Source organism: Flavihumibacter sp. ZG627 (assembly GCF_000814325.1).
Classification (GTDB): domain Bacteria; phylum Bacteroidota; class Bacteroidia; order Chitinophagales; family Chitinophagaceae; genus Flavihumibacter.
This window is the reverse complement of sequence record NZ_JPHF01000001.1, coordinates 204,771-223,451: the sequence shown is the minus strand read 5'-3', so window position 1 is coordinate 223,451 and position 18,681 is coordinate 204,771. Positions and strand designations below refer to the sequence as shown.

Below are 18,681 nucleotides of genomic sequence, written 5' to 3'. Positions count from 1 at the left end.
TGAGCGACTAAGTTAAAAAACTAGACCCCAACAGAAAAATGAATAAACCTGCAGGAACCCGCAAAATAATTTGAACTGAGCCAGATTAAAGGGATGCGTTCTTAATTTCCAAAAAGCCGGGCAAGATATTCATGGTTAAATTCTATAAAAGTTGCTGTACCGGTAGCTGTAATATTTGGCTGGGCACAGCTCAACAGGTCTGACACCAGTTGTCTCATTTCTCTTTGAGATAACTGGCTGCCGGGCCTAATAGCGTGTTGAGTGGCAAGAGAACGGATCAGTCGTTCACGGCGGCTGAATTTTACGTCGGAGCTAAAGTGTTTATACTGATCAAGCAGTTTTTCTATAGAAGATTTTTCATTCCCCTGTAGGACATCTGCGGGAGTACCCTGAACTACAAAGCTATTTTGTCCGAAAGGCTCGATCAGGTATCCTAGTAAGCCCATATCACCCAGAAGTTCGGTCATTAATGTGGCATCCGTGGGTGAGAGATCGAGTGTAACCGGGAACAGACTGCGCTGGGTAGCCATGGGTTTTCCAACAAGAGCAGCGGCGTAGCGCTCATATAGGATCCTTTCGTGGGCTAATTGCTGGTTTACAAGTAAGAATCCCGGCAAGCTTGGGGCAATTATATATTGTTGCTGGATCTGAAGCAGATCACCATGTTCGAGTAACTGCCACTTTTTCCGGGGTTGCTCCCAATCAAAGCCTGGTGATCTATCATACTGAGCCTCAGTACTTGAGTTATCAGTGGAGGATCTTAAGGCCGGCTCAAAAAAATCCTTCCAGTTTTGCAATCCCCCATCAGGGATCTGGTCAGTACCGGAAACAGTTGAACTATTTCCTTTTTCAATAAAATGGGCCTGGTTAGCGCGACTAAAAGTTTGGAACAGATCAGAATTACTTGCGGCCGACTGTTGAGCGGCAGTAAAAGGTTTAGATACAGCATCAGATTGCTGGATCCCGGCATCAATATCGAATTCTAAGGTGGGAGTGATACTGAATTGGGCAAGGGCATGCTTTACAGCTGCCTGAACGAAAGCATAAACGATTTTTTCGTCCTCAAATTTTATCTCCTGCTTGGTGGGATGTACATTGACATCGATATGTTCCGGATTGAGGTCAATAAAAAGCACATACATCGGGAAGCTATCGGCCGGGATCAGGTCATGGTAGGCCTGCATCAGAGCGTGATTAAGGTAAGCGCTGCGAATGAATCGATTGTTAACAAAGAGATATTGGTCGCCACGTGTTTTTTTAGCCGCATCCGGTTTACCTACAAAGCCCTGAATATTGAGATAATCGGTTTGTTCGTGTACTGAAACAAGCTTAGCATTGTAGCTGTTTCCCAGGATCTGAACAATACGTTGTTTCAAGGACCCTTTCTCAAGATGAAAAACCTGTTGTCCATTGTGTGAAAGTGAAAAGAATAATTGAGGAAAGGCCATTGACACACGGATAAATTCATCAATGATATGGCGCATTTCAGCGGCATTGCTTTTCAGAAAATTACGCCGCGCAGGTACGTTAAAGAAGAGGTTTTTCATGGCAATGCTTGTACCAGGAGAGGAAGCGCAGGGTTCCTGTCGAAGAACTTCGCTGTTTTCAACTTCAATATAGGTTCCCATCTCATCCGAATGCCTCCTGGTACGCAATTCAACCTGGGAAACGGCGGCCACAGAAGCAAGGGCTTCACCCCGGAAGCCCATTGTATTGATATGGAATAGGTCTTCGATCTGGCGGATCTTTGAGGTAGCATGTCGCTCAAAACAGAGTCTTGCATCGGTTTCACTCATCCCCTTTCCGTTGTCCACAACATGGATCAGAGATTTTCCGGCATCATTCACTATGAGCCGGATCTCGGATGCGCCTGCATCAACTGCATTCTCCAGCAACTCTTTCACGGCACTGGCCGGTCTTTGAATCACCTCTCCCGCCGCGATCTGATTAGCAATGTGATCGGGCAATAATTGTATACTATCCGCCAATTTCTTTTTGTGATTTTCTGCAAGCGAAGATAGGAAAAAGCATACCTTTTGTCAGATACCTGTACAGGGGACTATGGAGTACCAGAGCCGTTCTAATATTTCTGGTAGATTTCTTTAAGAAAAGCCTCGACACTTCGGCGTATAGTAACTGCGCTGGAATTGTGGTTATTCACCATTACAGAAAAAAGAAGGCGGCGATTCTTTCGGGTAGTAAGATATCCGCTAAGTGCCAAATGCCCACTCAATGTTCCCGTTTTGGCATAAATAGCACCAGGCATTTCTTTATAATACCCAGCAAGTGTGCCTTCGTTGGCACCAGGCAAAATTGCCTGGATCTGTTGCCTGCTGCCAAGCTTTTCTATCTCCTGCAACAACCATATTATGCTATTGGGGGTGAACTGGTTATATCGACTTAAGCCACTACCATCCACCCATTTTGCCACCTGAGGCATATTACGAAGGTCGCCTTTAAGCAGGGTGTCTATGATTTTGCTGGTATTCATCACGCCAAATAATTGCTGAGAGCACATGAATAGTACTTGTTCGGCAAAAAAATTATCGCTGCGATGCATCATGATAGCTAAAAGAGAGTCGCGTAGCTGAGAGTGTTTCAAAGCTGTTGGTGGCTTTGCACTTCCTGCCGGCACATATAAAACAGAACGGCCAATGGTATCACGCAATAGATCAAGGGCGGATAGAACACCATTTGTAACGAAGGGAACCTCCCTTGTATTTAGGATCTCCTTGCCTTCAGTAATGTAAAAGATATTGCTATTGCGTTCACGAATAACGTTAAAGCGATCGCTTTTTGCGGGATTAAAATTTACTTTCCAGGATATTTCAGGTTCAGAAAAAACGAATGCATTATCGGTTGGTTTCCCCGATTGATCTTCGGCTTTTTCGATCACCTGGGTCCATTTTATGACATTTCCATAAATAGGGAGCGGGCTTCGTTCGGCCATATAACCACTATTAAAATCATCCCAGGCCCAGCCAAAGCCAAGTTCCTTATCGGTGAAATTGGCATCGGAGATCACCAGTTCCTTGTTTGTTTTCTGAAGCCACTCTACTATGGGCTGTTTAATAAAATCAGGGTGTAAAAAAGTAGGGTCTCCCGCAGGTTGGAGGTAAATACTATCGACCGTTTCATGAAAGCGTATACCCACAATTGAGTCGCCGAGGTATTTCAAGGCAGCATACATGGTAAACAGCTTTGTGTTGCTGGCTGGTACGAAATACTTATCTGCCTGGTGTTTATACAGATATGTTTTGGTTTCCGGGTCAAAGATGCTTATGCCGACATGCGCGTTAAGAATACCCTCTCTTTTCAAGAGAAGAGATTGTGCGGAGCGATCAATTTTTCTTGACGCAGAGCAAGAAAAAAATATGGTAACTGTTGTAAGCAGGAAAAAGTGGAGTAATCTCGATGGTAGCATTGGATAAAATTAGGTTGAAAGCTGTAAATAGGCTATTGGGTTTATGACCTTTCCTGAGCCCTTAACCACCTTTCAGGTATATCATTATTGCTGGCAATCAAATAATCTTTGTAGGAGCAGGCTATAAATTTATTATCGGGAAGCTGCATCCACCACCTTCCGGTTTTTTTGCTCTGGAGAAACACTGTTTCCACCTCAGCAAATGCAGTATAGTATTCATAAAATGATTCCCTTTCATTTATAGAGTCTTCACGTCTTCCTTTGCTGATCCCATCAATGAAATACCAGATCATCTGGCTAACCTGTTTTGCAGTCATACCTGCTACATCATTAGCAGGCTGGTAGCCATAGATCCCGAAACTATTAACGGTATGGCTCATCCCTGCATAGCGTGCTAATACACAGGCTTCTTCACCATTCAGGCCATTGGGTGAGATGGCTGAACCGGGCGCATAGGCATTTGCGATAGCGGACAAATCGAAACTCAGCATATGACAATTCCGCAGCACAGGCTCCATTTCATCAACCTGTTCCTTAATTTGTCCGACACGGTAACAATCAAACCTCAATTTGTCCATATTCTCCAGCATATAAGGGTGTACATAATAGCTCTGGAAAGCCAGGTGACTATAATGCCGGAGAAAATTTGGTTCTCCAGTTAGTATCTCCATCATAAAATGTTCTGACTGAGGCAAGGATTCCATGTCGAGGTCTATTCTGGCATCAATACAAGCGGCCTCTATGATCTGCTTTCGATCTGCATAAGCATGATACTGGGAAAGGGTGAGGTCATGGGCGCCACCGAGTATCAATATGATCTTACCGGCATCCGTGATTTCACGGATCACAATCCGCAAAGCGGCGTAAGTGTCGCTGAGTGAGTCACCCACTTTTATATTTCCTATATCGGCCAGGGTTATTTCATTGTGCCAGTAAAATGCCCTGTATAAAGCTTCGCGGATATGGTCCGGTGCTCTGGAAAATGGTTTACCCATTCCCAGACCCCGTTCTTCACCACAACCAACAATCACAAGGTCAACATTTTCCAATTCAGGGAAGAGGTCTTTTTCATGAACCCGAATATTTTTTCCGATCTGTCCGGAACGAAATCCCTCATCACCGCTTATATGTGCAATAGATATGGGATCGAGAAAATCTGTAAGGTGTTGCAAATCACTCATGGCTGCAAGATAATAATTGGTCACTTTGGGCTTATACCTAATTTTGCACTTTAAACAACTAACATGACCATTCACAAGGAAGGCTATAAATCAATTGCTATTGCTACGCTGATATTTGCATCCCTGAATCTCCTCTCCTTCTTCTTTATCAGTGCTTATTCACCGCTGGTAAGCTGGATAATATTCGTGCTTTTATTAGCCCTCCTGCTTTTTATCATATCGTTTTTCCGCCTTCCAGCCCGAAACATGACTTACGACGATTCTTTATTGATTTGCCCGGCAGATGGAAAGGTTGTTGTTATTGAAGAAGTTTTTGATGAGGAATATTTTAAGGATAAAAGGCTTCAGGTGAGCATTTTCATGAGTCCGGCTAATGTGCATGTAAACCGAAATCCACTTTCAGGTGATGTAATATATAGCAAATACCATAAGGGCAAATACCTGGTTGCCTGGCATCCAAAATCCTCTACAGAGAACGAGCGCCATAGTGTAGTGATAAAAAAGGGAACCAATGAAATACTTGTAAAACAAATTGCTGGTGCAGTTGCCAAAAGGATCGTGAATTATCTACAACCAGGCATGCAGGTTAAGCAGAATGAAGAACTCGGTTTCATTAAATTTGGCAGCCGGGTTGATATTCTGCTGCCAATCGGCAGCCGGGTAAATGTTTCATTGGAACAGAAAGTTAAAGGAGGGGTAACTGTTCTGGCCAGCTTGCTTTAAAGCAATTATTGTTTTTACATTTAACGTTATTGATTTTATCTTGGCAATTAACTTAAACCCGAAAAAATATGAAAAAATACTGCCTTCTGCTAAAAAATTTCTTTAAGCTCTAACAGGGAGTACACTGTATAGGTGGCATTTTGATCAGGCTGGTCACTGATATGGTTAACAAATACCTGGTCCATTCCGGCATTTCTTGCACCGTTTATATCAACTTCAATATTGTCTCCAATCATTATGCTATCAGAGGCATTTGCGCCTGTTATTTTAAAGGCATATTCAAATATTTCACGATGGGGCTTCAGGCTGTTACTGCCTTCAGAGGTGATGACCTTTGAAAAGAACCCGTCAATATTAGAATATTTCAATTTATTATGCTGGGTGGCTTCAAATCCGTTGGTGATCAAATGAAGAGAATAGCCATTTCTTTGGAGGTAATCCAGGATTTCATTGGTGTGTGGAAAAAGTATTGTTCGGGTAGGCAACAAGTTGAGGAATTCATCACCCATTCGTCGGGCGAGCTTTTCATCACCGATTTTAAAATCGAGTAAAGTATGCCACATACGTTTCCATCGGAGTTCATCAACCTTAATAAAACCATTACGATAACGCTCCCATAATTTATCATTGTGTAAAATATATTGCTGGTGAAAGCGTTCAAAGTCTTCGATTCCAAATTCACATAACCGAAGAGAAGAATAAATGTCCTTTAATGTTTGTAAGGCATTTGATTCAAAATCCCAGAGAGTGTGATCAAGATCGAAAAATATATGACGGTACGTTTTTTTCATTGCAACAAAGATATTGGTTACGTTATAATGATGTAAACTTGCCTTACTAACCCGAAACCCGATTTCAACATGTTAAGGATCTTAATGCCAGGCTTGGCCCTGGTAATTTCCACTATGGCTTATGCAGGAAATCCTGATGGCTCAAAAGCATCCCTTAGGGCCGAAAAAGCATTAAGGAAGCAATTTAAAAAGCAGCTTGATTCAACCGACAAAAAAATTCGTTACCAGGCAGGCAGTATATTAATAGCTGGCAATAGTGTTGTGCTGGATATTCCTGAACAGTACAAATTCATTGACTCAGCCCAAACCAGGTTCATTTTGGAAGATTTGTGGGGAAACTTACCTGATAGTTCTGTACTGGGTATGCTGGTGAGAAAATCGTTCCGTATCAACAATGCCGATGAGGAATTTACTTATGTTATCAGCCATCATCCCATTGGGTATGTTAAAGATCATGATGCGGGCGAAACAAATTATGATGATTTAATAGTGGAATTACAACGCAACCAGGAAAAGGCAAATACAAGAAGGCTTGAAATGGGTTATAATACTATGAATATAGTGGGTTGGGCTGCTGTTCCAAGTTATGATAAGGATAATCATAGGGTTCACTGGGCGAAAGAGATTGCTGTAACGGGTAGTGATATAAATGTACTTAATTATGAGGCAAGAATTCTTGGAAGGAATAGTATGATAAGTTTCAATGCGGTGGCTACGATGCCCCAGCTTGAACAAGTAAAAAAAGACCTGCCCAATGTAATAGCAATAGCAAAATTTACAGATGGCCATCAATATGATGATTTCGATAAGCGAACTGATTCAATAGCAGAATTGACCGTGGGTACAATTATCACAGGAAATGCTGCCGGGCAGGCTGCTACTAGAAGTATAATATCGCCAAAAATTGTGTTAGGGACTTTGGTGATTGCAGGGCTTGTATCCGGATCATTTATAGCCTTTAAAAGAAAAGTAGGAAGGAAGGAAGCTTAAGATGCTTATTTTTAAGCATGAATATTGTGATTACAGGTGCCAGTAAAGGGATTGGCAAAGCAATAGCGGAACAGTTTGCTGCTGGTGGCCATTCTTTATTTTTATGTAGCCGCGGCGAAGCAAATCTTTATAAAACTACTGAAGAGCTTTTAAATCGCTATCCCGGCAGTTCCATCAATGCCATGCCCTCTGATATGAGTGACCGCAAGCAGATAAAGGCTTTCTCAGAATGGGTAATATCATTTAAAATTCCTGATATTCTTGTAAATAATGCCGGATCATTCATACCGGGAAGTATTCATAACGAATCGGAAGGAGTGATGGAAGAAATGATGTTGCTGAATTTACATAGCGCCTATCACACTACCAGGGCATTTCTGCCTTACATGATGGCCAGGAAATCAGGTCATATATTCAATATATGCTCCATTGCTTCCCTCAATGCATATCCTAACGGTGGATCTTATGGAATAAGTAAATATGCTTTACTTGGATTTAGCCGTAACCTTCGTGAAGAAATGAAATCATATGGTATTAAGGTAACGGCGGTTATGCCGGGTGCCGCTTATACTGCCTCCTGGGAAGGAGCAGGAATTGATCCGGAACGAATCATGACAGCAACGGATATAGCTATAATGGTTAACGCTGCCAGCCGGTTATCACCCCAGGCCTGTGTGGAAGATATCATACTTAGACCACAATTGGGCGATCTTTGAATTCCGAAACATTTTAAGATTGAAAATTCGTTACCTAATAATTATCTGTCTTTGGTTGCTTGTACCGCAATTAATAAAAGCCCAACCAAGTTTTTCCACAATCGTTGAAAAGCAGACCATCAGCATAAATGAAGTATTGCAGCTACAGTTCATTTTGGAAAATGCAACGGCGATGGAGGGCTTCCGTGCCCCTGTTTTCCGTGATTTTCTTGTAATGCAAGGGCCGGTGGAAACTACAGGCATGAGCCTCGTGAATGGACAGCTTAGTCAGTATAAAGCCATAACCTATATACTGAGGCCACAAAAGTTGGGGCGTATAATAATAACAGGAGCAACGGCAACAATAAATGGACGATTGATGCAATCGAATAATGTTGCCATTGAAGTAACGGATGCCCCCGCTCCAAGTCCCAATAATTATCCAATAAACCCGGGAATACCGGAAATGATGCAAAGAACTGAGGAAGATTATATATTGGAGCCCGGTCAGAATGCGGCAGATAAGATCAGGAATAATTTATTGGTTAGGCTTGAGGTAGACAAAACAACTGCCTATATCGGAGAGCCTATAGTAGCCACTTATAAACTGTATACCCGATTACGTTCTGAATCGAGGGTGAGCAAGCGGCCTTCCATGAATGGATTCAGTGTATATGATATGGTAGCCCCTGATGGCGGTGGCGCTTCAATTGAAACTTTTAACGGGTTACCCTACCAGGTCCATATCATCCGCAAAACTCAGCTTTTCCCTCTGCAGGAAGGAAGTTTCGTTCTTGAACCAGTTGAGTTGCAGAATACCGTACGGTTTCTTCGAAGGAAAAATTCAGATGGAAGGGCAGAACAACCAAGATCATCATTGGAACGCATGTTTGATGATCTGTTGACAGATAATATGGGTAATTGGGAGGAGCATCATATTACCCTAAGCAGCCAGCCCCTGACTATAACAGTAAATCCTCTCCCGGACGGCGCGCCTCCCGGCTTTAATGGAGCAGTTGGAAATTTTACGCTTAAAGCGACCCTGAATGACAGCAAAGTAGCTGCGGGTGAAAACGCAAGCATGGATCTTAGGATAGAAGGCAGTGGAAATATCCCACTCGTAAATGCCCCCGCCTGGAACCTGCCTGACAGCTTTCTTGTTTATGACCCGCTGGTAAAGGAAGATATCAATAAAGTTGTTGCGCCTATGACCGGATCGAAATATATAGTGTATACATTCACCCCGGAAAAGAGCGGGACATTTAATTTACCAGGAATAAGTTTCAGCTTTTTCGACCCCATCTCAAAAACCTACCGGACAGCAGAAACGGACAGTTTACGTTTAACTGTAACACCTGGGATTAACCGAAATATAATTCTTCCGGTGAGCGTAATTGATGGCTCTGCAAATGATAAATCTTCCAATGGGCTTATTTGGTTGCCTGTATTAATGCTTGCTTTAATAATATTCCTGGTATTTTATGGTCGCAAAAAGAAGAAAGAGAAAGCTGAATTAGCCAGGGTAGAACAGGAATTGTTAGTGAAGGTTGAACAAGACAAGAAAATTGTAGCCCCATCTGCTCTATCTGACCCATTACTGATGGCACGCAAAGCATTAAAGGAAAAGGATGGCCGTAACTTCTACCTGGGAATAGAGAAAGGTCTTTGGGAGGTCATAAGCTTCAAAATGAAGTTGCAACGATCGGCCCAGCAGAAACCTTTGGCACTAGAGCTGCTTGCATTAAGGGGATTATCAGAAAAAAACATTAGCGTTTTAAAGGAAATCTGGGATAAATGCGAGTGGTCACTGTATGTTCCGGAATCCAGTGTAACTATTGATGGCTCAATGATTGAAAGAACAGAAGCACTAATGGCCGCGATCCGGGTAATATGAACTACTCGCTGTATTTATAGCCAACCCCTCTTACAGAGTGGAAGTAACGTGGATTTCTGCTATCATCCTCAAAATATTTTCGGAAGTTGAGTATGAAGTTATCGATAGTTCGTGTGGTAGGATATACGTTGTATCCCCAAACTGTCTGGAGGATCTTTTCACGGGGAATCACATCGTTTTTATTTTCGATGAGCAATTTAAGCAACATGGCTTCCTTTTTACTAAGCTGGATAGTTGTGCCATTTTTTGTTACTGCTTCCTGGGCCTTGAAATCAATCCTGTTATCACCAAATACATAGATATCACCAATTGAATCTTTAACCTGTATACGGATGTTCTTATCAATAAGTTTCTGTACCCGGATCAGAAGTTCTTCAAGGTTAAAAGGTTTGGTGAGATAATCATCGGCTCCTTTTTTTAAGCCCAGGACCCTGTCGGCACTGGTGCTTTTGGCACTCAACACCAATATGGGCACTTCATTATTCTGTATGCGAATGGTTTCCATTACGGCAAGGCCATCCATTTCAGGTAGCATTATATCAAGAATGATCAGGTCAAAATATTCATTCTGGACTGCTTTAACTGCGTTCAAACCATCAAAGGCCGAGGTTACTTCATATCCTTCCAGTTCAAGGTTTAGCTTGAGTGCTTCATGCAGGTTTTCTTCATCTTCCACCAATAATATAGATAATGGTTTCATCGTTTATTTCTGAATTGTATGGTAAAAATACTGCCCCTCGGATGATTATCGGAAACATTGATGAGCGCATGGTGGTCGGTTGCGATTTTTTTACAAAGGAACAAACCCAGACCGGTGCCCTTTGTTTTTCTCACTGCTTCATTTCCGATCCGGTAAAATCGTTCAAAGATTTTTTGCTTTTCTTCATTAGGTATACCGATACCCTGGTCCTTTACCTGCAGTATCAAGCCGGTACCGCCATCATAGAGTGACAATATTATAGGGCTATCTTTTGATGAATATTTAAGCGCATTATCGAGTAAATTATTCATCATTATTTCGATCAAAACGGGGTCTCCCTTAATAACTTGACCCGGTTGGATCTCCCATTCCATTAATCTGTCGGGGAATCTGTGTTGCAGGTCGGTCATTAGCTTTTCTGCAAGATTGGAAATGGCAATGTCTTCCATGACCATTTTGTATCCCCCAGCCTCCAATTGAGAGGAGAGTAAAATATTATTGGTCAGAGTATTCAGGCGATTAGTTTCCTGAAGCGTCATTTGTATAAGTTTCATTTGCTTCTCCTCATCAAGTCTGTGCTTTTGAAGTGTTTCCAGGTTAAGCTTTGCAACAGCAATCGGAGTTTTTAACTCATGGGTAATTGCCATCATAAAGTTCTGTTGTTGCTGAGCTGTTTTGAACTGCCTTCTTACAGCCCTGAAAACGAATACGGCTCCCACCAGAATAATTAACAGGAACGTAATACCCTCTCCATTAAATTGCATCGTTTTTCGCCGGGCTTCTTCATTGATCATTTCCACTTTCCGGATATAATCGGGGTCATTGGCAACCAGTTCCATTAACTTTTGCTGTGCCATCTGTTGATTCTGCTGCTGGAGTTTAGCAAACCAAAAGAAAAGGGCAGCAATAATATAAAGCAAAAGAAACCAATAAATGGCCGTGGCGATGGCAAGTTTCTGCTTAGGTAAAAAACGTAATGGCATAATCAGTTGGGTACCCTTTCCACCCTTATCCCAACATTCAGGATATGTAATAATGGATCATCACGCATTATCTGCTCCAGTTTGAAGCGGTACGTTCCAGGTTTTAATGAAATGGCAGAGGCAGTAATTCTTATACGGTGTTCATAAATATCATCCATCCCAACACCCAACCATCCTTTTTCATTACTGGCAAGTTGAAGGTCGAGTGATTGAGGTGAACCAGTGCTATCACCTGGCGGAATTGTATGGATCTTCAACCATAAATTATTGTAGCGATAGGCTTCCGTATGCCGGAGGACCACAAAAAGATTATACAGTGATGTTGTATCTGTGATGGTGAAACTTATTTCGGGTTTCACTGCTGATGGCCAGCGATGCTCCTTCAGGGATACATTTTTTTCAAAAAGATCCACTTTCTGGCAAGATCCAACCAGTAAAACTGCTGGCACTATAAAAAACAAAAATCGATGAACGAGTTTCATACCTGTAAAAATAACTTATAAAACATTCAGCACCTGCTCCTTGGCTTTTTCCAATTCATCTTTCATCATAACCACGGACTGCTGGATAGTCGAATCATAGGCTTTAGCGCCGGTAGTATTGATCTCCCTGCCAATTTCCTGCAGCAGGAAGGAAAGTTTCTTGCCTATCTCTGAATCATTTTCACGAAGCATGGTCCTGAAATAGTCACAATGGTTTCTCAGACGAACCATTTCTTCGCTGATATCAATTTTCTCTATATAGAAAATGATCTCTTGTTCCAGGCGATTCTTATCATAATTCTCCTGACCTACATTCTCTTCAAGAAGTTTTACCAGTCCTTCCCTTATCTTTTTTTGTCGCTGTGGTTCAAGTGCCTCAACGATGAGTTGTTGTTTTTCGATATTGGAAATCCTTTTCAATAAATCATCTTCCAGCACCTTACCCTCTTCGAAACGATGGGTATTGAGTTCATCAGCTGCCTGGTCAAGTATATCACGGAATGTCAACCACTCTTCTTCTGTTAAAGTATCTGAGCTGGGAGTAATTACTTCCGGAAGTTTGAGAATATTACCGAGGATCTGGGAAGGATCCAGTCCCAATTCTTTTGACAGTTCGGCGAGCGGTTGGTAGTATGCTTTTGCCAGTGAGGTGTTAATAGATACAGGTTTTGCATTCCCGGTTTGCTTAAGGCTTACAGTGCAATCAATTGTGCCGCGCTGCAGCTTTTCGGAAAGGCGTTTACGAATATCGAATTCAAATGGCTTCAGAAATGCGGGCATTCGCAAGGAACATTCAAACTGTTTACCATTAAGCGATTTAATATCTACCAGGAAGGTCTTATCTCCCACATTCTGTTCTGACCTTCCAAAGCCCGTCATTGATTTCAGCATGTAAATAATGTTTAAGGGGCAAGGTAAGGAATTGAGAGGATAGAGGGATTAGCCGTTAAAAACCAGTTTATAAAATTCTTCCCTAGTAAATGATCGCAGTTCACCAGGATACCATCCTTCAATATTCATGCCTCCTATCCTATAACGAACGAGTCTTAGGGTAGGGAATCCAACACTAGCCGTCATTTTCCTGACCTGACGGTTCTTGCCTTCACGTATTGATAAGCTTATCCAACTCGTTGGAATATTCTTTCGGAAACGTATAGGAGGATTTCTTTCGGGCAATGAAGGTGCTTTGGATAGCGATATAACTTTAGCGGGAAGGGTATGATGTAATTTATTGTTGATACTAATATTAACCCCTTTCTTAAGTTCTGATATAGCATCTGGTGTGATCTCACCTTCCAGCTGCACGAAGTAAGATTTTTCCCGCCGCTTAGAAGGTTGTAACAGTGCGGCATTCACGCCTTTGTCATTTGTAAGCAGCAACAATCCTTCACTATCATAATCCAGTCTGCCAACAGGGTATACATCTGTGGGAACATCAATGATATCTTTAAGTGTTTTCTTATTCCCTTCTGAACTGAATTGTGTCAGCACTTCAAAGGGTTTATATAACGCGAAGTAGTGCAACATGAAGAATGAAACATTGAATTATAGACAGAAAAAAAGCCCGGGAGTAAACCGAGCTTTGTATTTTGGATGGGTTAGTAAGTAGGGAACAAAATTTCCCTACACAATATTAAAAATAATTTTTGCTAACGAAAAAAATATTTCAATAAATTTTATTCACATTTTTATTTGTCGTGTGGAAAAGCGAATCATGATTTCCATCACAACAGATGCAATTACCTTTGAGCAAATTTCAAATTATGCGATTCCCTTCTCCGGTTTCTTTAACATGGATGGCTGAATTGATCAATGCGGAGCTCATCGGCAATAGTTCTGGCATGGCAACAGGCATAAATGAGATCCATCGTGTTGAAGAAGGTGATCTTGTTTTTGTGGATCATCCAAAATACTACGAGAAATGTTTGTTATCAGCAGCTTCATTTATTATCATAAACAATCGTGATGTTATAGTCCCGGAAAGCAAAGCATTACTCGTTGTTGACAATCCTTTTGAAGCCTATACTACAATCGTTGACTACTTTCGTCCCTTCACACCTGCAACGCAATCCATTAGTAATACTGCTGAAATTGGAGAAGGCACATATATTGCTCCGAATGTTTTTATCGGACATCATGTTGTGATTGGAAGCAACTGTCGTATTCATCCCAATGTAACCATACTGGATCATTGTATTATTGGTAACAACGTGATAATCCAATCCGGTACAGTTATAGGATCAGATGCTTTCTATTATAACACCAAAAAAGATCGACCAATCTGGTATAAAAAAATGCAGAGTTGTGGCAGGGTTATACTTGAGGATTACGTGGAAACCGGAGCTGGTTGTACTATTGACAGAGGTGTTAGTTCAGATACGATAATTGGAGCAGGTACCAAACTTGATAACCAGGTGCATATAGGTCATGATACTGTTACTGGAAAGAACTGTCTTATAGCAGCACAGGTTGGTATTGCGGGTGCTGTAACGCTGGAGGACGGGGTAGTATTATGGGGTCAGGTAGGTGTAAATAAAACCCTTACTATTGGTAAAAATGCGGTTGTACTTGCACAGGCGGGCGTGCCTGGTGACCTGGAGGGTGGCAAAATTTATTGGGGATCGCCTACTGATGAAGCATCTGTGAAAAAAAGGGAACTGATCTGGATCAAAAGAATTCCAGAGATCTGGGCCAAGCTGAAACCATAAGAATTTACTGTGTCAATTTTATTCTGATGGCAGGTAATCATAAGGCACAGCTTCGGCCATCCTTTCGTAACTCCAATAACCTGTATTGATCAGATCAGTCTGTTGGTACCAATAGCCATTTTCTTCAATCACAAAACTATCCAGGATATCAAGGATTGACAATTGCACCTTTATATGGGGTGGTAATTTAAAGAAGCTTACAAATTTGGGATCGGGTTTCTCCTTATTGTATTTGATGCGAAATTTTCCTTGTAGGGCAATGTCAACAGCACTGCTATCATAACTATAAAAGGCAGAGTCATAATAGTTTTCGATTGGTGTTGCCTCAAACTCTCGGGCATCGGGGTTTACACGCTCAAGAGCAAACCCTTCTTTCTGAATTGTACTATCATACCACGCGCGCATAAAATGGAGTTTACTGCCCAGGTAAGCTTTCTTACGATTGAAATTCCATTTTGCCTGTTCTACATCAGATCCATTCATCTCTTCAAAAAAGGGGTAACCTGTATAGGTGCTCATTTTAGGACCATATTCAAAGCTTAACGAATCCAATTGATACCTGATCTTATAGCCCAGCGCATTATTTTCAATCTGCAAGTCTTCCTTAGCAAGCACTTTCAATTTATTACGTTTCTTACTATAGAAAAACCTTAGTGCTTCTGGATTAAGCAGCTTACATTCTTTAGCATTTGCAGTTGTTCCAAAAAACAGCTCGTTGAAAAACTCACCATACTTTACATATCCATCAGGTACTTCATTGCTTCCAGCTACAGTAACACTTTCCATGCTTTTATCTTTTGCCATAAGAGCAATAGCAATTGGTTCTGTACTTGATGTATTGATACGCTGTTCAAAAGACTGGTACCCGGTAAATGAAACTACGAGGTCATACCCCCCTCTCGGGAGACTTATAGCAAATTCTCCATCGGCATTGGTTATTACTCCGAAAGTGGTATTCTGACAAAAAACCGATGCTCCATTTAAGGGTTGTTGGGAAGCCGAATCAATCACCCTTCCAGTCACTTTAAAATGTTCCTGGGCATTAAGGAAATTGAAACATAAGAACAGAGCGGTAAAAAGTACTATCAGTTTTTGCATAAGTATCAAGTTTGGAACAGCAATTAAAACGACTTTTTAAGTGAAGTCGTATGCAGAGGACTCAAAAAAGAGGCCATTTATCGTGAATGCTCTTTTAAATACCGCTTGCAACTCAACTTAATTGCCTCTTCAAGGGGGGTGAACTGAAATGCGGGTAATGCTCCCGTAATTTTACTATTGTTAAACCGGGTTTTGCTTTGTGCTATTTTCGCAGATTCACGACTGAGTAAAGGCTTCTGTCCGGTAAATAATGATTTAATTTTTTCAAAGCGCCATGCCAATGAGCCTAAGAGCCGACTTGCCTTTCGTGAAGGGGGATTTTTCCCAAAAGAAGTGGCCATTGAAGTGAGCACTTCCTTAAAACTCCAGTTGTCGCCATTTATAATGAAACGCTCCATTGAAATATCTGATTTAAGAAGTTGGACCGTAGCATTTGCAACATCTTCAACATAAACAAAGCCGTTTACTCCATTGGTATACCATGGAAATTCCTGCCATGCATTTTTGAAAATAGCACAGCTACTGTTATTCCAGTTTCCATAACCGAGTATCGTACTTGGATTCACAATCACACCATGCAGGCCTTCAGCCATTCCCCTCCACATTTCCATTTCTGCTTTCTGTTTAGTAATGGCATAATGAGTATTATTTCTGCTGATGGTCCAGGTTTTATTCTCGTCTACGGTCTCATCTTTTTTGGTTCTACCAAGCGCCGCCACCGAACTAACATGTACCATCTTCTTGATACCTTTTTCAATAGCTATATTTACCACATTAGCCGTACCTTTTATATTGGTTGCATACATTTTTTGACGGTCGACCTTATGGAAAGAGACTACTGCAGCTGAATGGATAACTGCGTCAACATTTTCCATTGCATCTTCCAGCGAACCAATGTCGAGAACATCGCCTTCAAGCCAAATGACTTTCTGGATTATTTCGGGATCTATAAAATTGGGGAGAGCACTATCTTTTCTTTTAATGGCAGTTACCGTGAAACCATCCAAAATGAGCCGCCTGAGGATATAGGCCCCCAGAAATCCAGTTCCTCCTGTAACCAATATGTGATTCATTCCTGCATCGGGATTACCTGTTGGGGTCATGAAGTCAAATCTAAGTAATAATAAAACATATCAGTAGTTATAGTAACCTACACCGGATTTCCTACCCAGTTTTCCTGCCGCAACAATTTGTTGCTGTATGGCTGATGGTGTTAGTCTTGGGGGTTTACCCAGTTGTTCATAAACACTGCAGCTAACGGCATAATTGACGTCATTACCGATAAGGTCCATCAAATGGAAGGGTCCCATTTTAAAACCGGCCGACTCCATCAGGGCGTCAATAACGGACATTGACACGCCCTCCTCCGCCAACCGCAATGCTTCAATGTAATAAGGCCGGGCCACACGATTGACGATGAAGCCGGGTGCATCAATGCAACGCACTGGTTTCTTTCCCATATCAAGGGCCAGTTGCATAACCAGTTCTATAGTTGCAGCACTATTAAATTTAGTTTGGACAACTTCTACGAGTTTCATTATGGTGGCGGGGTTAAAAAAATGCATACCGACCACCCGGGATGGGTAAGGTAATGCCCTGGCGATTTCTGTTACTGATAAAGATGAGGTATTAGTGGCAAAAATGGTGGCATCACTATTTACTTCAAAAAGCTGCCGGAAAAGTTCCTGTTTGGCAACTGGTTTTTCGAGAATGGCTTCAATAACAAAATCAGCTATACATGACTGGTAGCTGGATGTAAAGGACACCTTATCAAGTATTATTTTCCGGGTAGACGCAGAAATTTTATTCTTATTTACCAGAGATTGCAGGTTTTTCTCCATGCCGATCCGGCTCTGTTTCAGCATGCTTTCACCGATATCAAATACTATAACAGTGAACCCATGCTGGGCAGCAGCTTGTGCAATACCGGTTCCCATAGTTCCAGCTCCACAAACGCAAATGGATTTGATCGTTGAATTCATTTATAAGCTTGCAGTGAACTGTTGCAGAAACCTTACATCGTTTTCGCTAAAGAGGCGAAGATCATTTATCTGGTGTTTCAGCATAGTAATTCTTTCAATGCCCATTCCGAATGCAAAACCCGTGAATTTATTACTATCAATACTACAATTCTCCAAAACCTGTGGGTGAACCATACCACAGCCTAGTATCTCAACCCAACCGGTATTTTTACATACATTACAACCTTTTCCGTTGCAAAGAAGGCAGCTTATATCCATCTCAGCACTGGGTTCAGTAAAGGGGAAATAGGATGGCCGGAAGCGGATCTTTACATCGCGTCCAAACAGTTCCTGTACAAAAAAGTATAAGGTCTGCTTTAGATCGGCAAAAGAAACATGTTCGTCAATATATAATCCTTCCACCTGGTGAAAGAAGCAGTGTGCGCGTGCCGAAATTGTTTCATTTCGGTATACCCTTCCGGGGCAAACGATGCGTATTGGCAACTTACCTTTTTCCATTTCTCTCACCTGTACATTGCTGGTATGTGTACGTAGTAACCAATCGGGGTTCTGGTTCAGGTAAAATGTGTCCTGCATATCGCGGGCAGGATGATTCTCGGGTAGGTTCAGGGCGGTAAAATTATGCCAGTCATCTTCAACCTCCGGGCCTTCAGCAACGGAAAATCCCAGTCTTCGGAATATTGAGATAATCTCGTTTCTCACCAGACTGATAGGGTGCCGCGAACCAAGATTCATTGGGTCACCCGGAAGGGTCAGATCAATTTCATTGGTTAATTCATCGGGGCCTGAAAACGAGGCCTTCCAGGATTCATATTTAGCTTCTGCAAATTGTTTAAATTCATTCAGGATAGCGCCAAATTCTTTCTTTTGTTCGGCTGGAACATTTTTCATTTCCCCAAACATGGCTTTGACGATTCCTTTTGTACCAAGAAACCTTATGCGATATTCTTCTAAATTGGCTGACCCATTGGCCTGTGTATTTTCGATCTCCTGCTTATAGGCTGCGATCTGGGATAAGAGATTTTCCATA

The 18,681-nt window shown here is 41.8% G+C and carries 18 protein-coding genes; 5 read left to right on the top strand and 13 right to left on the bottom strand.

Annotated features, from left to right (window positions below):
* Positions 1–101: 101 nt before the first annotated feature.
* From mutL to HY58_RS00950, 3 genes are all read right to left on the bottom strand, one after another.
* Positions 102–1,988, bottom strand: a complete 1,887-nt coding sequence (gene mutL, locus HY58_RS00960) for a DNA mismatch repair endonuclease MutL (protein WP_039126416.1) — start codon at positions 1,986–1,988, stop codon at positions 102–104.
* 92 nt (positions 1,989–2,080) lie between these two features.
* The gene (dacB, locus tag HY58_RS00955; protein ID WP_082022014.1) at positions 2,081–3,424 is read right to left on the bottom strand and encodes a D-alanyl-D-alanine carboxypeptidase/D-alanyl-D-alanine-endopeptidase; all 1,344 of its coding nucleotides are present in this window, start codon (positions 3,422–3,424) and stop codon (positions 2,081–2,083) included.
* 41 nt (positions 3,425–3,465) lie between these two features.
* Positions 3,466–4,605, bottom strand: a complete 1,140-nt coding sequence (locus HY58_RS00950; RefSeq protein WP_039126408.1) for a formimidoylglutamase — start codon at positions 4,603–4,605, stop codon at positions 3,466–3,468.
* A 63-nt stretch (positions 4,606–4,668) separates the two neighbouring features.
* Between HY58_RS00950 and HY58_RS00945 the strand changes: the two genes are divergently transcribed.
* On the top strand, positions 4,669–5,328 hold the full coding sequence (locus tag HY58_RS00945) for a phosphatidylserine decarboxylase family protein (RefSeq protein WP_039126405.1): 660 nt from the start codon (positions 4,669–4,671) through the stop codon (positions 5,326–5,328).
* Between the two features lie 89 nt (positions 5,329–5,417).
* Here HY58_RS00945 and HY58_RS00940 read toward each other — a convergent pair whose 3' ends face one another.
* Complete coding sequence (locus tag HY58_RS00940; RefSeq protein ID WP_039126402.1) at positions 5,418–6,119, bottom strand: YjjG family noncanonical pyrimidine nucleotidase; 702 nt, start codon at positions 6,117–6,119, stop codon at positions 5,418–5,420.
* A gap of 69 nt (positions 6,120–6,188) precedes the next feature.
* On the opposite strand from HY58_RS00940, the gene HY58_RS00935 reads away from it, so the two are divergent.
* From HY58_RS00935 to HY58_RS00925, 3 genes are read left to right on the top strand one after another with little or no spacing between them, the layout of a single operon-like run.
* A complete protein-coding gene (locus tag HY58_RS00935; RefSeq protein ID WP_082022013.1) occupies positions 6,189–7,109 on the top strand; it encodes a DUF2167 domain-containing protein in 921 nt (306 codons plus the stop codon).
* Between the two features lie 17 nt (positions 7,110–7,126).
* The gene (locus tag HY58_RS00930) at positions 7,127–7,825 is read left to right on the top strand and encodes an SDR family oxidoreductase (RefSeq protein WP_039126396.1); all 699 of its coding nucleotides are present in this window, start codon (positions 7,127–7,129) and stop codon (positions 7,823–7,825) included.
* A gap of 19 nt (positions 7,826–7,844) precedes the next feature.
* Positions 7,845–9,698, top strand: coding sequence for a BatD family protein (locus HY58_RS00925; RefSeq protein WP_172644579.1), 1,854 nt, complete (start codon positions 7,845–7,847; stop codon positions 9,696–9,698).
* A 1-nt stretch (position 9,699) separates the two neighbouring features.
* Here HY58_RS00925 and HY58_RS00920 read toward each other — a convergent pair whose 3' ends face one another.
* From HY58_RS00920 to HY58_RS00900, 5 genes are read right to left on the bottom strand one after another with little or no spacing between them, the layout of a single operon-like run.
* On the bottom strand, positions 9,700–10,398 hold the full coding sequence (locus tag HY58_RS00920) for a response regulator transcription factor (protein WP_039126387.1): 699 nt from the start codon (positions 10,396–10,398) through the stop codon (positions 9,700–9,702).
* The gene (locus HY58_RS00915; RefSeq protein ID WP_039126384.1) at positions 10,395–11,381 is read right to left on the bottom strand and encodes a sensor histidine kinase KdpD; all 987 of its coding nucleotides are present in this window, start codon (positions 11,379–11,381) and stop codon (positions 10,395–10,397) included. The genes HY58_RS00920 and HY58_RS00915 overlap by 4 nt, the downstream gene beginning before the upstream one ends.
* A 2-nt stretch (positions 11,382–11,383) precedes the next feature.
* Positions 11,384–11,863: a gliding motility lipoprotein GldH gene (locus HY58_RS00910; RefSeq protein WP_039126379.1), complete on the bottom strand. Its 480-nt coding sequence runs from the start codon at positions 11,861–11,863 to the stop codon at positions 11,384–11,386.
* Positions 11,864–11,878: 15 nt separating this feature from the next.
* A complete protein-coding gene (locus tag HY58_RS00905) occupies positions 11,879–12,754 on the bottom strand; it encodes a YicC/YloC family endoribonuclease (RefSeq protein ID WP_039126375.1) in 876 nt (291 codons plus the stop codon).
* Between the two features lie 48 nt (positions 12,755–12,802).
* Complete coding sequence (locus HY58_RS00900; RefSeq protein WP_039126370.1) at positions 12,803–13,390, bottom strand: pseudouridine synthase; 588 nt, start codon at positions 13,388–13,390, stop codon at positions 12,803–12,805.
* Between the two features lie 236 nt (positions 13,391–13,626).
* On the opposite strand from HY58_RS00900, the gene HY58_RS00895 reads away from it, so the two are divergent.
* A complete protein-coding gene (locus HY58_RS00895) occupies positions 13,627–14,571 on the top strand; it encodes a UDP-3-O-(3-hydroxymyristoyl)glucosamine N-acyltransferase (protein ID WP_039126367.1) in 945 nt (314 codons plus the stop codon).
* Positions 14,572–14,589: 18 nt separating this feature from the next.
* On the opposite strand, the gene HY58_RS00890 is transcribed toward HY58_RS00895, so the two are convergent.
* From HY58_RS00890 to pheS, 4 genes are all read right to left on the bottom strand, one after another.
* The gene (locus HY58_RS00890; protein ID WP_039126364.1) at positions 14,590–15,669 is read right to left on the bottom strand and encodes a carboxypeptidase-like regulatory domain-containing protein; all 1,080 of its coding nucleotides are present in this window, start codon (positions 15,667–15,669) and stop codon (positions 14,590–14,592) included.
* Between the two features lie 77 nt (positions 15,670–15,746).
* The gene (locus HY58_RS00885) at positions 15,747–16,772 is read right to left on the bottom strand and encodes an SDR family NAD(P)-dependent oxidoreductase (protein ID WP_253271474.1); all 1,026 of its coding nucleotides are present in this window, start codon (positions 16,770–16,772) and stop codon (positions 15,747–15,749) included.
* 30 nt (positions 16,773–16,802) lie between these two features.
* Positions 16,803–17,651: a 3-hydroxyacyl-CoA dehydrogenase NAD-binding domain-containing protein gene (locus HY58_RS00880; protein ID WP_039126362.1), complete on the bottom strand. Its 849-nt coding sequence runs from the start codon at positions 17,649–17,651 to the stop codon at positions 16,803–16,805.
* Positions 17,652–18,680: a phenylalanine--tRNA ligase subunit alpha gene (pheS, locus tag HY58_RS00875; RefSeq protein ID WP_039126360.1), complete on the bottom strand. Its 1,029-nt coding sequence runs from the start codon at positions 18,678–18,680 to the stop codon at positions 17,652–17,654. It abuts the gene before it with no gap.
* Position 18,681 lies beyond the last annotated feature (1 nt).

Bases quoted from the DNA above. Each gene is read 5' to 3' on its own strand.
- HY58_RS00895 (WP_039126367.1), top strand. From the start codon at position 13,627: ATGCGATTCCCTTCTCCGGTTTCTTTAACATGGATGGCTGAATTGATC.
- HY58_RS00920 (WP_039126387.1), bottom strand. From the start codon at position 10,398: ATGAAACCATTATCTATATTATTGGTGGAAGATGAAGAAAACCTGCAT.
- HY58_RS00930 (WP_039126396.1), top strand. From the start codon at position 7,127: ATGAATATTGTGATTACAGGTGCCAGTAAAGGGATTGGCAAAGCAATA.
- HY58_RS00900 (WP_039126370.1), bottom strand. From the start codon at position 13,390: ATGTTGCACTACTTCGCGTTATATAAACCCTTTGAAGTGCTGACACAA.
- HY58_RS00880 (WP_039126362.1), bottom strand. From the start codon at position 17,651: ATGAATTCAACGATCAAATCCATTTGCGTTTGTGGAGCTGGAACTATG.
- HY58_RS00950 (WP_039126408.1), bottom strand. From the start codon at position 4,605: ATGAGTGATTTGCAACACCTTACAGATTTTCTCGATCCCATATCTATT.
- HY58_RS00885 (WP_253271474.1), bottom strand. From the start codon at position 16,772: ATGACCCCAACAGGTAATCCCGATGCAGGAATGAATCACATATTGGTT.
- HY58_RS00915 (WP_039126384.1), bottom strand. From the start codon at position 11,381: ATGCCATTACGTTTTTTACCTAAGCAGAAACTTGCCATCGCCACGGCC.
- pheS (WP_039126360.1), bottom strand. From the start codon at position 18,680: ATGGAAAATCTCTTATCCCAGATCGCAGCCTATAAGCAGGAGATCGAA.
- HY58_RS00890 (WP_039126364.1), bottom strand. From the start codon at position 15,669: ATGCAAAAACTGATAGTACTTTTTACCGCTCTGTTCTTATGTTTCAAT.
- HY58_RS00935 (WP_082022013.1), top strand. From the start codon at position 6,189: ATGTTAAGGATCTTAATGCCAGGCTTGGCCCTGGTAATTTCCACTATG.
- dacB (WP_082022014.1), bottom strand. From the start codon at position 3,424: ATGCTACCATCGAGATTACTCCACTTTTTCCTGCTTACAACAGTTACC.
- HY58_RS00945 (WP_039126405.1), top strand. From the start codon at position 4,669: ATGACCATTCACAAGGAAGGCTATAAATCAATTGCTATTGCTACGCTG.
- HY58_RS00905 (WP_039126375.1), bottom strand. From the start codon at position 12,754: ATGCTGAAATCAATGACGGGCTTTGGAAGGTCAGAACAGAATGTGGGA.
- HY58_RS00940 (WP_039126402.1), bottom strand. From the start codon at position 6,119: ATGAAAAAAACGTACCGTCATATATTTTTCGATCTTGATCACACTCTC.
- HY58_RS00910 (WP_039126379.1), bottom strand. From the start codon at position 11,863: ATGAAACTCGTTCATCGATTTTTGTTTTTTATAGTGCCAGCAGTTTTA.